General features: G+C 71.9%; 15 protein-coding genes and 1 riboswitch. Of the genes, 7 read left to right on the top strand and 8 right to left on the bottom strand.

The annotated features are described in order from the left end of the window. Positions 1–24: 24 nt before the first annotated feature. Positions 25–81, bottom strand: a complete 57-nt coding sequence (locus tag ABZT74_RS07520) for a trp operon leader peptide (protein ID WP_205382378.1) — start codon at positions 79–81, stop codon at positions 25–27. A 124-nt stretch (positions 82–205) separates the two neighbouring features. Between ABZT74_RS07520 and ABZT74_RS07515 the strand changes: the two genes are divergently transcribed. From ABZT74_RS07515 to ABZT74_RS07505, 3 genes are all read left to right on the top strand, one after another. Next, entirely contained in the window at positions 206–1,420 is a 1,215-nt protein-coding gene (locus tag ABZT74_RS07515) for a glycoside hydrolase domain-containing protein (RefSeq protein WP_356433711.1), read from the top strand. Positions 1,421–1,557: 137 nt separating this feature from the next. After that, on the top strand, positions 1,558–2,910 hold the full coding sequence (locus tag ABZT74_RS07510; RefSeq protein WP_355870652.1) for a class II 3-deoxy-7-phosphoheptulonate synthase: 1,353 nt from the start codon (positions 1,558–1,560) through the stop codon (positions 2,908–2,910). A gap of 159 nt (positions 2,911–3,069) precedes the next feature. Beyond that, a complete protein-coding gene (locus tag ABZT74_RS07505; RefSeq protein WP_355870655.1) occupies positions 3,070–3,372 on the top strand; it encodes a (2Fe-2S)-binding protein in 303 nt (100 codons plus the stop codon). A 12-nt stretch (positions 3,373–3,384) separates the two neighbouring features. Here the strand turns inward: ABZT74_RS07505 and bfr are convergent, their stop codons facing one another. After that, a complete protein-coding gene (gene bfr / locus ABZT74_RS07500; RefSeq protein ID WP_081216766.1) occupies positions 3,385–3,864 on the bottom strand; it encodes a bacterioferritin in 480 nt (159 codons plus the stop codon). Positions 3,865–4,021: 157 nt separating this feature from the next. Here bfr and ABZT74_RS07495 point away from each other — a divergent pair, with 157 nt between their 5' ends. Then, a complete protein-coding gene (locus tag ABZT74_RS07495) occupies positions 4,022–4,654 on the top strand; it encodes a sulfite oxidase-like oxidoreductase (protein WP_356433710.1) in 633 nt (210 codons plus the stop codon). 26 nt (positions 4,655–4,680) lie between these two features. Here ABZT74_RS07495 and ABZT74_RS07490 read toward each other — a convergent pair whose 3' ends face one another. The 6 genes from ABZT74_RS07490 to thiO all read right to left on the bottom strand — a co-directional run bounded on the left by ABZT74_RS07490 (position 4,681) and on the right by thiO (position 10,607). Continuing rightward, entirely contained in the window at positions 4,681–5,148 is a 468-nt protein-coding gene (locus ABZT74_RS07490) for a DUF4396 domain-containing protein (RefSeq protein WP_356165660.1), read from the bottom strand. Positions 5,149–5,228: 80 nt separating this feature from the next. Continuing rightward, a complete protein-coding gene (locus ABZT74_RS07485) occupies positions 5,229–6,098 on the bottom strand; it encodes a deoxyribonuclease IV (RefSeq protein ID WP_356165658.1) in 870 nt (289 codons plus the stop codon). A 92-nt stretch (positions 6,099–6,190) separates the two neighbouring features. Continuing rightward, on the bottom strand, positions 6,191–8,140 hold the full coding sequence (gene pknB / locus ABZT74_RS07480; RefSeq protein WP_356433709.1) for a Stk1 family PASTA domain-containing Ser/Thr kinase: 1,950 nt from the start codon (positions 8,138–8,140) through the stop codon (positions 6,191–6,193). A gap of 305 nt (positions 8,141–8,445) precedes the next feature. Next, positions 8,446–9,240 carry a thiazole synthase gene (locus tag ABZT74_RS07475; RefSeq protein ID WP_355870667.1) on the bottom strand — a complete coding sequence of 265 codons (795 nt, stop codon included), beginning with the start codon at positions 9,238–9,240 and terminating at the stop codon, positions 8,446–8,448. A gap of 3 nt (positions 9,241–9,243) precedes the next feature. Next, positions 9,244–9,444 carry a sulfur carrier protein ThiS gene (gene thiS, locus ABZT74_RS07470; RefSeq protein WP_356165649.1) on the bottom strand — a complete coding sequence of 67 codons (201 nt, stop codon included), beginning with the start codon at positions 9,442–9,444 and terminating at the stop codon, positions 9,244–9,246. Beyond that, on the bottom strand, positions 9,441–10,607 hold the full coding sequence (gene thiO / locus ABZT74_RS07465; protein ID WP_356165647.1) for a glycine oxidase ThiO: 1,167 nt from the start codon (positions 10,605–10,607) through the stop codon (positions 9,441–9,443). The genes thiS and thiO overlap by 4 nt, the downstream gene beginning before the upstream one ends. Continuing rightward, positions 10,605–10,718, bottom strand: a riboswitch (TPP riboswitch). It overlaps the preceding gene by 3 nt. 52 nt (positions 10,719–10,770) lie before the next feature. On the opposite strand from thiO, the gene ABZT74_RS07460 reads away from it, so the two are divergent. From ABZT74_RS07460 to ABZT74_RS07450, 3 genes are all read left to right on the top strand, one after another. After that, entirely contained in the window at positions 10,771–11,148 is a 378-nt protein-coding gene (locus tag ABZT74_RS07460; RefSeq protein WP_356433708.1) for a hypothetical protein, read from the top strand. 32 nt (positions 11,149–11,180) lie between these two features. Beyond that, positions 11,181–12,413, top strand: a complete 1,233-nt coding sequence (locus ABZT74_RS07455; RefSeq protein ID WP_356433707.1) for an FAD-dependent oxidoreductase — start codon at positions 11,181–11,183, stop codon at positions 12,411–12,413. 76 nt (positions 12,414–12,489) lie between these two features. Continuing rightward, positions 12,490–12,861 (top strand): Rv2175c family DNA-binding protein, encoded by a 372-nt coding sequence (locus tag ABZT74_RS07450; protein WP_355870679.1) that lies wholly within the window; start codon positions 12,490–12,492, stop codon positions 12,859–12,861.

The raw sequence follows: 12,861 nt of genomic DNA, 5'->3' as shown, positions 1-12,861 counted from the left end.
TCGCGACGTCGTGTGTACGCGCAGTCAGTGGGCCGCCGGATGAGCGGTCCACCACCAGTTCTGGTTCGTCGGCGCGTACATGCGCCGCACATTACCCGACGGCCCGGAACGGGCAACAGCGTGAACCGCTTCCGCGCGGCGTTCCGAGAAGCCGGTCACCGGCCATGGATGGCCAGACAGAACAACCGACCGAGGAGCGCCCGTCATGCCCCCTGCCCGCTCGCCACAGCCCCGCCGGACCGCCGCCCGCACCCTGACCGTGTTCCTCGCGGCCGCCGCCCTCGCCGCCGGGCCGCTCGGTGCCGCGCGGTCCGCGCCGCGCCCGACCGACTCCGAGGACGTCACCCAGGTCTCCTACCGCGGCCACGCCTTCACCGTCCCCGCCTCCTGGCAGATCGTGGACCTGGAGAAACATCCCGACGCCTGCGTCCGCTTCGACCGGCACGCCGTCTACCTCGGCACCCCCGGAGACAGCCAGAACTGTCCGGCCCGGGCCACCGGCCGTACCGAGGCCCTGCTCGTCCAGCCGGCCCAGCCCGGTGAGCGCGCCGTCACCGAGAACCCCACGGCCCGCACCTACCGGGCCACCGCCGACCGCATCACCGTCACCGCCGCCTACGGCTACGACCGCACCCGCATCCAGGACGTCCTGCGCAGTGCCGGGCTGCCCGTCACCTCGACGCCCGGTGCCCCCGCCGAACGGCCCGCCGTGGCGGCGCTGCCCGCCGACGCGACCTCCTTCCGCGGCGAGGGCTTCGACGCCTGCACCGCCCCGAGCCAGTCCGCGATGGACGCCTGGCGCGACAACTCCGGCTACGGCGCCATCGGCGTCTACATCGGCGGCCTCAACCGCGCCTGCGCCCAGCAGCGCCTCACCGCCGACTGGGTGCGCACCCAGTACACGCGCGGCTGGCGGTTCATCCCGCTCTACGTCGGCCGCCAGCCCTCCTCGGACGGCGGCAGCTGCGGGGGCGGCTGCGCGGCCATCACCAGCCCGGTGTCGCAGGGCACCGCCGCCGCCGACGACGCTGCGGCGCAGGCCGCGGCGCTCGGCTTCGGCAAGGGCACCGTGCTCTACAACGACCTGGAGCACTACGAGCCCGGCGGAACGGTCACCGACCAGGTGCTCGGCTACATCGACGCCTACACCGAGCGCCTGCACGCGCTGGGCTACCGCGCGGGCGCGTACGGCAACACCTCGTCCCTGGTCGCCGACCTGATCGCCCACCGGAACGACGTCACCCTGCCCGACGTGATCCACTTCGCCCGCTGGAACGGGACGTCGACCACCTCCGACTCGTCGATCCCCTCGACCCTGTGGGCCAAGCACCAGCGCATCCACCAGTACGTCGGAGACACCACCGAGACGCACGGCGGCGTGACGATCTCCATCGACCGGGACCGCCTCGACGTCGACTAGGACCTGGGCCGGCCCGGTTCCGGGTGCCCGCCGCGACCTGTCGCGCGGCCGCCCGGAGCCGCGCCGATCGAGCGGGGTTCGTCTCAATTGATGAGCATGTGAAGGGACGCCCGACACGACCCCGTAATGTTGTCGGCGTGACCGTGAACGCTAAGTCCAGCGCGAGCGCTGGCAACACCTGGCGAGACCTGCCCGCGGCGCAGCAGCCCGAGTACCCCGATGCCGAGGCTCTGCGCGATGTGATCGCGGACCTCGAGTCGTATCCGCCGCTCGTCTTCGCAGGCGAGTGCGACCAGCTGCGCGCCCGGTTGGCATCCGTCGCCAAGGGAGAGGCGTTCCTTCTCCAGGGCGGCGACTGCGCCGAGGCCTTCGACGCCGTGTCGGCCGACCAGATCCGCAACAAGCTCAAGACCCTGCTCCAGATGGGCGCCGTCCTCACGTACGCGGCCTCCGTGCCGGTCGTGAAGGTCGGCCGGATCGCCGGCCAGTACTCGAAGCCGCGCTCCAAGGGCACCGAGACCCGTGACGGACTGACGCTGCCGACGTACCGGGGCGACTCGGTCAACGGCTTCGAGTTCAACGAGAAGGCCCGCATCCCGGACCCCGAGCGCCTGAAGCGGATGTACAACGCGTCCGCCTCCACGCTCAACCTGGTGCGTGCCTTCGCCACCGGCGGCTATGCCGACCTGCGCCAGGTGCACGCCTGGAACCAGGACTTCGTGAAGTCGTCCCCCTCGGGCCAGCGCTACGAGCAGCTGGCGCGCGAGATCGACAACGCGATGAACTTCATGCGGGCCTGCGGCACCGACCCGGAGGAGTTCAAGACCGTCGAGTTCTACGCCTCCCACGAGGCGCTGCTCCTCGACTACGAGTCGGCGCTGACCCGCGTCGACTCGCGGACGGGCCGGCTGTACGACGTGTCGGGCCACATGGTCTGGATCGGTGAGCGCACCCGTCAGCTGGACGGCGCGCACATCGAGTTCGCCTCGAAGATCCGCAACCCCATCGGCATCAAGCTGGGCCCGACGACGACGGCCGAGGAGGCGCTCCAGTACATCGAGCGGCTCGACCCGGACCGTGAGCCGGGCCGGCTGACCTTCATCGTCCGCATGGGCGCCGACAAGGTCCGCGACAAGCTGCCCGAGCTGGTCGAGAAGGTCACCGCCTCCGGCGCGACCGTGGCCTGGGTGACCGACCCGATGCACGGGAACACCTTCGAGGCGGCCTCGGGCCACAAGACCCGCCGCTTCGACGACGTGCTCGACGAGGTCAAGGGCTTCTTCGAGGTCCACAAGGGTCTCGGCACGCACCCGGGCGGCATCCACGTCGAGCTCACCGGTGACGACGTCACCGAGTGCGTGGGCGGCGGCGACGAGATCTTCGTCGACGACCTGCACCAGCGCTACGAGACGGCCTGCGATCCCCGCCTGAACCGCAGCCAGTCCCTGGACCTGGCCTTCCTCGTCGCCGAGATGTACCGCGACCAGTAAGAGACCGGCACCCGAGGTGCCTGTTACCAGCGCGAAGGGTGGGGCGCGGATCACATACGATCCGCGCCCCACCCCACTTTTATGGCTCTGGCGTGCCGGGTAAGGTTAGGTTAGCCTCACCGATTATCGGGACGGCATGACCCATCCATTCGGCGGGAGGTGAACCGCGTGTACGTCTGCAGTTGCTTCGGGATCACCGAGCAGCAGGTGAAGAAGCACGCGGAGGACGGCGCCTGCACTCCTCGCCAGATAGCGTCCGCCTCCAAGGCGGGCACGGACTGCGGGTCGTGCGTCCGCCAGATCCAGGCACTGCTCGGCAGGGGCTCCTGCCCGCGCCGTCAGCTCGCCGACCAGGGCATGCCGGTCCTCGCCGAGATGCGCGGAGCGGCCGAGGCCGCCCAGCACGAAGGCGTCCTGCAGGGGACCGCCCTGCACGACGCCGCCGGGCGCGAGGCCGCGTAGCCCCGTCCCGCCCTAGCTCTCCGGCTGCTCGATGAGCTGCGCGATGTAGAGCGCCTCGCCGAGCTTCTCGACCAGTTCGAGCTGGGTGTCGAGGTAGTCGATGTGGTGCTCCTCGTCCTCCAGGATCGACTCGAAGATGTTCGCGGACGTGATGTCGCCCTTCGCCCGCATCACCTCGATCCCGCGCCGCAGCCGGTCGATCGCCTCGACCTCCACCTGACGGTCGGCCTGGAACATCTCCGTGACGGTCTGCCCCACCCGCACGTGGAAGAGCCGCTGGTAGTTCGGCAGGCCGTCCAGGAAGAGGATGCGGTCGGTGAGTACCTCCGCGTGCTTCATCTCGTCGAACGACTCGTGCCGCGTGTACTTGGCGAGCTTCGTCCAGCCGAAGTTCTCCTGCATCTTCGCGTGCAGGAAGTACTGGTTGATCGCCGTCAGCTCGCCGGTCAGCTGCTCGTTGAGGAATTCGATGACCTCGGGGTCGCCCTGCATCGCAGAGGCTCCTTCCAAGCGGGGGGACTGGGCAGGTTGCGCCGCATCTTTGCACCGGCCACCGAAAACCGTCCAGTAAGTGCACGCTTAGTAGTAGTTGCCCGAATCCGCGACCCGCTGGTCATGGGCACGGGCCCCGGTCTGTCAGGATGGAGACATGGGTCAGCCGGCAAAGCGGGAAACAGGAGAATCGGCACTGTCGGAGCTGCCGCCGGGACAGCGACTCCAGCGCGGATGGCCGGTCACCCACTACGGCCCGGTCCCCAAGTTCCGCTCCGAGCGCTGGGAATTCCGTGTCTTCGGGGCCACCGCCGACGGGGACAAGCGCTGCTGGAGCCACGAGGAGTTCACCGCCCTCCCGTACGCCTCCGTCGTCGCCGACCTGCACTGCGTCACGAAGTTCAGCATGCTCGGGGCCGAATGGGGTGGCGTCCCCGCCCGCACGATCCTGGCGATAGCCCCGCCCTCGCCCGCCGTCACGCACGTCATGGTCTGGGCCGAGTACGGATTCAGCTCGAACCTGCGCCTCGCGGACTTCGCCTCCGAGCGCACCATCTTCGCCACCCACAAGGACGGCGAACTGCTGACGGCGGAACACGGATTCCCGCTGCGCCTGGTGGTCCCGCAGCTGTACGCGTGGAAGGGCCCCAAGTGGGTCCGCGGCATCGAGTACATGACGGCCGACCGGCGCGGTTTCTGGGAGGAGCGCGGCTACCACAACGTCGGCGACCCCTGGCGCGAGCAGCGCTACTCCTACCAGGAGGAGCCCGGGGACGGCCCCGAACTCTGAGGTCCGGCGCCGCCTTCCCGGGCGCGTCAGTGGTAGGCGTGCACCACGGCGTGGCCCTTGCCGCGGCCGATCATCCACTTGTTCACGGGCGTGGTGACCACGAAGGCGATCACCAGGGAGACGGCCAGCGACACCCAGAACAGGGCGTCGGCCAGATCCGCGTCCATCGCGGCCGGCCACAGAACGATCACCCCGTTGTCGATCAGCTCCATCACCGCGATCGACAGCGTGTCCGCGGCCAGCGCCACCCGGAACGCCGTCCTGAAGGCGACGCCCGCCTTCAGGATGCCGCGCAGCGTGAGCGCGTAGCCGAAGAAGAAGGCCAGCACGATCGCGAGGACCGTGGTCGGCAGGTTGCCCCAGCCGAACGCGGTGCCGACGACCATGCCGAGCACCTCACCGATGGCGCAGCCCGTGAGGCAGTGCAGCGTGGCCCGGGCGGCCGTCTGCCAGCTCGCTCCTGTGTGCGCGTGCTCGTGCGGTCCGTGCTCCATGAGGGCCCCCGGCGTCCGGTAGCGGTTCCTGTACCTGTCAGGAACCGTATACCCCCCGGGGGTATTCCCTCGGGTGTGTCTCAGCTGTCGCGCAGCTTCTTCAGCCGTTCGACGTCCGCCGCGTGCCCCTCCTTGCCGCCGGGCGTCTCGATGATCAGCGGGACCCCCTCGGTGGCGGGGTGGGTCATCAGGGCACGGAACGGGTCCTCGCCGATATGGCCGGAGCCGATGTTCTCGTGACGGTCCTTGTGCGCGCCGACGACGTCCTTCGAGTCGTTGGCGTGGATCAGCTTCAGCCGCCCCTCGCCGACGGTGTCGACCAGCAGGTCGAGGGTCTGGTGCATGCCGCTCGGGCCGGTCAGGTCGTGGCCGGCCGCGAAGATGTGGCAGGTGTCCAGGCAGACGCCGAGCCTGGGGTGGGCGTCGAGGGCCTCGAAGTACGGTCCGAAGTCCCAGGTCCGCGAGCAGAGGGAGGCGCCCTGTCCTGCGGTCGACTCCAGCAGCAGGAAGGGGTCGTCGTCGTGGGTCAGTTCGTCGAGCAGCGGCAGCAGGTGGGCCCGCACCTGCCGGAGGGCGACGGACCGCTCGCGGCCCCCGGTGGCGCTTCCGGTGTGCACGACGACGCCGAGGGCGCCGATCTCCCGGCCGCGGCGCAGTGAGTGCCGCAGCGACTCCACCGACCTCTCCACCGTGGCCTCGGTGTGCGACCCGAAGTTGATCAGGTACGGGGCGTGGACGTAGGCCGGGATCGACTCGGCGGCGCAGGCCGCGCGGAACTCCTCGTCCTGCTTCGGGTTCCCGGCGGGGGTCGCCCAGCCGCGCGGGTTGGCGACGAAGACCTGAACGGTCTCGGCCGCGAGGTCGCGGGCGTAGGACAGGCCGACGGAACTGAGGCCGCCGGCCACCGGGACGTGGCCGCCGACGGGGTTGCGGAGCTGCTTGCTGGTCACACCCATCAGGGTGTCACGCGCCGTCGGCCACCCCGCGGGCGGTCCTCGGGCACCCCGGCGACGGCGGTCCGTGAGCCGGGGGCCCTACCGGCTCAGCGGATCTGGATCGTGATGGTCGAGCCCTTGGGCGCCGTGTCGCCGCCGTCCACCGACTGCTTCTTGACCGTGTCGCCGAAGAGCCCGAGGATGCCGCGGTCCTCGTCGACCTCGAACCCGGCGTCCTGCAGCTTCTGTGTCGCGTCGTCCACGCTGTCACCCACGACGTCGGGGACCTCGATCATCTCGGGGCCCTTGGAGACCGTCAGCGTCACCGTGTCGCCGGTGGCGGCCTCGCCGCCCGGCTTCGGCGACTGCTCGGCGACCTGCCCCTTGTCGAACTCGGAGTTGACCTGCTTCGTGGCGGTCCTCACCTTCAGACCGGCGTCCTCCAGCTCCGCCGTCGCGTCCTCCACGGACGAGCCGGTGACCTCGGGGACCTCCACCCGGCTGCCCTTGCTGACCACCAGCGCGATCGCCGAACCGGCGTGCCGCGAGGTACCCGTGTCCGGGTCCGTGCCGATCACGGAGCCCCGCGACACGTCGTCGCTGAACTCCCTGGTGACCATGCCCGCGGCGAGCCCGGCGTCCTTCAGCTCCGCCTTCGCCTTCCCGAGCGCGACGCCCGTCAGATCGGGCACCTTCACCGTCCTCGGGCCGTCCGACACGGTCAGCGTCACGGAGTCGTTGTCCCGGATCCGCTCGCCGGCCCCCGGGTCGGTGCTGATGACCCGGCCCCGCTTCACGGTGTCGCTGTAGGCGTGCTTGACCTGCTTGACGTCCAGCCCGGCGTCCTGAAGACGGCCCTTCGCCTGCTGCTCGGTCTGCGTCAGGACCGGCGGGACCTTGGTGAACTGGCCGGAGTTGATGTACCAGACACCGGCGCCCACGCCGAGCACCAGCACGAGGGCGGCGACGACGAACAGCATGCCCCGCCGCGGACGCCTGCCCGCAGGACGCGACGGCGCGGTGGGCGGGGCCTGGAGGTAGCCGGTGCTCTCGAACCGGCTGGTCCGGTTGACCCCGTCGCCGCCGCCGTCGTCTTCGTTCACCGGCAGCGGGCGCTGCATGGACAGCGAACGCGGGATCACGCTCGTACGGTCGTGGGCGTTGTCGTGGCCCACGGCGAGCGCGCCCGGCGGAACGGCGTCGAGCTGGTCGGCGGTGAGGGCGGCGCGGGCCTCGAGGACCCGGCCGAGGAGCGCGACCGCGTCGGCGGGCCGCATCTCCGGATTGCGGGCGGTGGAGGTGGTGACCAGCTCGTCCAGCTCGTACGCCATTCCCGGCACCCGGGCCGACGGCGGCGGCACGTCCGCGTTGAGGTGCTGGTAGAAGACCTGGGCGGGGGAGTCCCCGGTGTGCGGCTTGGCGCCGGTGAGCATCTCGTGGAGGACGACCCCGCAGGCGTACACGTCGACGCGGGGGTCGGCGGTGCCGTGCTCGATCTGTTCCGGTGCCAGGTAGGAGACGGTGCCGAGGACGGCGCCCGTCGTGCTCGTGACCGTGTCCACACCGCGTACGAGACCGAAGTCCGCGACCTTGACCCGGCCGTCGTCCCCTATCAGGACGTTCTCCGGCTTCATGTCGCGGTGCACGAACCCGGCGCGGTGCGCGGCGCCGAGCGCGGCCAGCACCGGTTCCAGGATGTCGAGCGCGGCCCGCGGCTGGAGGGCGCCGCGGTCGCGCAGCACGTCGCGCAGGGTGCAGCCGGCGATGTACTCCATGGCCAGGTAGACGTACGACCCGTCCGTCCCCTGGTCGAAGACCTGCACCACGTTGGGGTGCGCCAGCCGGGCCACCGACTTGGCCTCGCGGATGAAACGGTCGACGAACGAACCGTCCGCGGCCAGCGCCGGGTGCATCACCTTGAGCGCGACCACGCGGTCGAGGCGGATGTCCAGGGCCCGGTAGACCGTGGCCATCCCGCCGACCGCGATGCGCGCGTCGACGCGGTAGCGGCCGTCGAGCACGTGTCCGACAAGCGGGTCCTGAAGGGTCGTATCCACGCAGGTGAGTCTACGAGCCGCCACTGTCGGACCGCCCCGTTCGGCCGATACCGGGGCATGACTGCGACCGACCTGTGACGCGCACCGCGCGGACCGGGCCCCCGCTCTCGCACTGGCGTCCGACCAGCTCGGGCCCGCTCCCGCCGGGCCGTGGCGCGCCGGTCACCACCCCACCGCGGCACCGTCGGCCATCCGGGAACCCGCGGTCCTCCACGGCCGCGGCCCCGCGTGGCGAGGCACACATCACACGGTTCACCCCGGGTGGCACCCGCCCCGAGCGGGACGGGCGGGCGGCTCCCGGGGGGTCAGAAGGCCGGGCGCTCCGGGTCCAGGGCCGCCATGCCGTCGGCGGGGGAGGACGCCGAGGCGAAGTGCCGGCGCGGGATGCGGCCCGCCCGCCGTGCCAGCCGGCCGCCCTCCACCGCGTGCCGCATGGCCTCCGCCATCAGCACGGGCTCCTGCGCACGGGTCACCGCCGAGGCGAGCATCACCCCCGCGCAGCCCAGCTCCATCGCGAGCGCGGCGTCCGACGCCGTACCGGCCCCGGCGTCCAGGATCACCGGCACGCCCGCGTGCTCCACGATCAGCTGGAAGTTGTGCGGGTTGCGGATGCCGAGCCCGGACCCGATGGGCGAGCCGAGCGGCATGACCGCGGCGCAGCCGACGTCCTCCAGCTTGCGGGCGAGGACCGGGTCGTCGTTCGTGTAGGGCAGCACCGTGAAGCCGTCGTCGACCAGCGTCTCCGCCGCGTCCAGCAGCTCCACCGGATCGGGCAGCAGGGTGCGCTCGTCGGCGATGACCTCCAGCTTGACCAGGTCGGTGCCGAGCGCCTCGCGCGCGAGACGGGCCGTCAGAACGGCCTCGCCCGCGGTGTAGCAGCCGGCGGTGTTCGGCAGGACCCGGATGCCGAGGCGGTCGAGCACCGACAGGACCGAGCCGTGCACGGAGGCGTCCACGCGCCGCATCGCGACCGTCGTCAGCTCCGTGCCGGACGCCACGAGGGAGCGCTCCAGGACGTCGAGGCTGGGCGCCCCGCCCGTCCCCATGATCAGCCGGGAGGCGTAGGTCGTCCCCCCGAGGACGAAGGGGTCGTCGGCCATGGGTCAGCCTCCCTGTACGGCGGTGAGGACCTCGACGCGGTCGCCCTCGGCCAGCGAGGTGGACGACCACTGCCCGCGCGGGACGACGGTCTCGTTCAGGGCGGCGGCCACTCCCGAGGGTGCCGGGGTGAGGGTGGCGACGAGGGTGTCGAGCGCGGTCCCGGCGGCGATCCGCTGCCGCTCTCCGTTGACGACGATGTTCATGCGGGCTGCTCCGTGAGGGCGGTGGCGCCGAAGCGCCGCGGGCTGAAGGGGCGGACGTCGTCGGGGAGTTCGCCGGTTGTCAGGACGTGCGCCATGGCGTCGCCGGTGACCGGCGTGAGGAGCACGCCGTTGCGGAAGTGCCCGGTGGCCAGCAGCAGCCCGTCCAGCGCGGTCGGGCCGAGCAGCGGGGCGTTGTCGGGCGAGCCGGGGCGCAGTCCCGCGCGGGTCTCGGTGAGGGGCAGCTCGGTGATCCCGGGCACCAGCTCGTGGGCGTCGCGCAGCAGCTCGTACACACCGCCGGCCGTCACCGTGGTGTCCCAGCCGAGCTCCTCGCTGGTCGCGCCCACCACGAGTTCGCCGTTCTCGCGCGGCACCAGGTACAGGTGGCTGCCGCGCACCACGGCCCGCACGGTGCGGTTCAGGAACGGCGCGTACCGCTGGGGCACGGTCAGCCGCAGTACCTGCCCCTTCACCGGGCGCACCGGTGGCAGGACGTCGTCGGGGACGCCGGCCAGCTGCCCGCTGAGGCTGCCCCCGGCCAGCACCACCTGGCCCGCGCCGAGTTCGGTGCCGTCCGAGGTGACCACACCGGCGGCCCGGTCACGGACGACGGTGAGGCGGTCCGCCCAGGTGCGGTGGATGCTCACCCCGGCCCGCTCGCACGCCGTGACCAGGGCCGCCGCGAGGCGTCGCGGGTCGATCTGGTGGTCGCCGTCGACCCGCAGCCCGCCGCGCACCCCGGGCGCGAGCATCGGCTCGAGACGGCGGCACTCACGACCGGTCAGCCACTCCGAGTCGAGCCCCGAACGGCTCTGCAGCGCGTGCAGTTCCCGCAGGTGGGCGCGGTCGTCGGCGTCCAGCGCGACGGCCAGCGTGCCGCACCGGCGGTAGCCCAGGTCCTGGCCGGTCGCCTCGGTGAGTTCGGCCGCGAAGTCCGGATAGCGGCGCGCGGAGGCGAGATTGAGGCCGAGCAGGGTCTCCTCGCCGTAGTGCAGCTCGGTGACGGCCGCGAGCATCCCGGCCGCGACCTGCGCGGCCCCGCCACCCGGCTCGGGGTCGACGAGCGCGGTGCCGAACCCGCGCTGCGCGGCCCGCCAAGCTGTGACGAGACCGATGATCCCGCCCCCGATGACGAGGACGTCGGACGAACGTGTAGGCGACATGGGCGTCCAGACCCTCCCTTCGCCGGCATGACCCGGATCAGGTTCGTACGGTCGGAGGCCGCCCCAGCCTCCCTCTCAGCCCGTTGCGTACGGGCTCCCGCGAGTGCTTTACGGTGGCCACCCTAGCCCGCCCTCCACGGACTCGGTAAGGGAGCCTCCGCCCATGGCACGCTCGCTCGACGGCCTCGTCCTCGCCCCGGTCGCCGACCAGGCGCCGGGCCAGGTCGGTACCCGCACCCGGTTCGCCTACCGCGAGGCGGACGGCACGGTCTGGGCCGACTACGCGGGCGGCGACGTCGTCCGCGGACACCTCATCGGGACCCGCGAGGGCGACCGCCTCGACTTCCGCTACGTCCAGCTCAAGGCCGACGGCACCACCTCGTCCGGGCACTGCGTGTCCCTCGTGACCGAACTGCCCGACGGCCGGGTGCGGCTGGAGGAGACCTGGGCCTGGGAGTCGCAGGCCGGCTCGGGCACCAGCGTGGTCGAACAGGTGCGGGAGACGGCCCCTGTGCAGCAGATCACCGCGCACGTCCGCTGACTGACGAATTGTCAGGTGTCTATGGTGATCAGGTGAGCGAGCAGACGCAGGCGAAGGCACAGGGGTCCACGGCACGGCGGGTCGTCGTGGTCGGCGCGGGCATGGCCGGGGTGCAGACGGCGGTCGCCCTGCGCGAGCAGGGCTTCACGGGCACCGTCACGCTGATCGGCGCCGAGCCCCATCAGCCGTACGACCGGCCACCGCTGTCCAAGGCCGTCCTGCTCGGCAAGGCCGAGGGCTCCGCCTTCGACGTCGACTTCGAGGCACTGGACATCGACCTGCGGCTCGGCCTGGAGGCGCTCGGCGTGCGCGCCGGGGACCACGAGCTCGACACGGCCGGCGGACCCGTCCCGTACGACGTCCTCGTCGTCGCCACCGGGGCCGAACCGATCCGGCTGCCCGGCGCCGAGGGCGTGCCGGGGGTGCACCTGCTGCGCACGCTGGACGACGCCGACCGGCTGCGGCCCGTCCTGCTCCAGCAGCACGCCATCGTGGTCGTCGGCGCCGGCTGGATCGGCGCCGAGTTCGCCACCGCCGCGCGCGAGGCCGGCTGCGCGGTGACGGTCGTCGAGGCCGCCGACCGGCCGCTCGCCGCCGCACTGCCCGCCGAGGTGGCCGCGCCGATGGCCCGCTGGTACGCGGACAGCGGCGCCACACTGCGCACGCACACGCGCGTGGAGCGCGTCGAACCCGGCGCCGTGGTCCTGGACGACGGCTCCCGGGTGCCCGCGGGCGCCGTGGTCGTCGGCATCGGGGCGCGGCCCGCGACGGGGTGGATCGCCGCCTCCGGCATCGCGCTCGGAGCGGACCGAGAGATCCTCGCCGACAACCACCTGCGCTCCTCGCTGCCGGACGTCTACGCCGTCGGGGACTGCGCCTCCTTCCCGTCGGGGCGCTACGAGGATCGCCTTCTCGTCCACCACTGGGACAACGCGTTGCAGGGGCCCCGTACGGTCGCCGCGAACATCGTCGGCGAGACGCCCGCGGCCTACGACCCGGTGCCCTACTTCTGGTCCGAGCAGTTCGGCCGCTTCGTGCAGTACGTCGGCCACCACACGCCCACCGACACCCTGGTGTGGCGCGGCGACCCCTCGGGCGCGTCCTGGTCGGTGTGCTGGCTCCGCGAGACACGCCTGGTCGCCCTCCTGGCGGTGGGCCGACCGAGGGATCTCGCGCAGGGCCGCCGGCTCATCGAGGCGGGCGCCCGCCTGGATCCGCTGCTGCTCGCGGACCCGTCGAGGCCGCTGAAGACGGCCACGGTCTAGGGCCGGGCCCCCTCCGTCTCCCCAGGTCGGACGCCCTCGGCTTCCGACTGTCGGTCCGGGATGGCAGGCTTGTCCCGTGACCGAGATTGACGCAAAGATCGATGCTCTCGTCCCCGCCTGGCTCACCCTCCCCGACATCGCCGAACAATTCGGCGTCGAGGTGACCCGCGTCCGGCAGCTGGTCAAGGACGGCCAGCTGATCGCCGTACGCCGTGGTGAGAACCGCGCGCTGCACGTCCCCGCCTATTTCATCGACGCGGACGAACAGAAGGTCGTCAAGGGCCTGGCCGGCACCCTGACGCTCCTGAGGGACGACGGCTTCTCCGACGAAGAGGCCCTCGAATGGCTCTTCACCCCCGACCCGAGCCTGCCCGGCACCCCCGCGCAGGCCCTGAGCGAGAATCGCGGCACGGAGGTGAAGCGCCGCGCCCAGGCGCTCGCCGTCTGA

It is taken from the genome of Streptomyces sp. NPDC005302, assembly GCF_040607345.1.
Lineage (GTDB): Bacteria > Actinomycetota > Actinomycetes > Streptomycetales > Streptomycetaceae > Streptomyces.
Note: the sequence above shows the minus strand (reverse complement) of the source record. Positions and strands in the feature narration are given on the sequence as shown.

Bases quoted from the DNA above. Each gene is read 5' to 3' on its own strand.
- ABZT74_RS07515 (WP_356433711.1), top strand. From the start codon at position 206: ATGCCCCCTGCCCGCTCGCCACAGCCCCGCCGGACCGCCGCCCGCACC.
- bfr (WP_081216766.1), bottom strand. From the start codon at position 3,864: ATGCAGGGCGACCCCGAGGTCATCGAATTCCTCAACGAGCAGCTGACC.
- ABZT74_RS07495 (WP_356433710.1), top strand. From the start codon at position 4,022: ATGGGTCAGCCGGCAAAGCGGGAAACAGGAGAATCGGCACTGTCGGAG.
- ABZT74_RS07490 (WP_356165660.1), bottom strand. From the start codon at position 5,148: ATGGAGCACGGACCGCACGAGCACGCGCACACAGGAGCGAGCTGGCAG.
- ABZT74_RS07475 (WP_355870667.1), bottom strand. From the start codon at position 9,240: ATGGCCGACGACCCCTTCGTCCTCGGGGGGACGACCTACGCCTCCCGG.
- thiS (WP_356165649.1), bottom strand. From the start codon at position 9,444: ATGAACATCGTCGTCAACGGAGAGCGGCAGCGGATCGCCGCCGGGACC.
- thiO (WP_356165647.1), bottom strand. From the start codon at position 10,607: ATGTCGCCTACACGTTCGTCCGACGTCCTCGTCATCGGGGGCGGGATC.
- ABZT74_RS07460 (WP_356433708.1), top strand. From the start codon at position 10,771: ATGGCACGCTCGCTCGACGGCCTCGTCCTCGCCCCGGTCGCCGACCAG.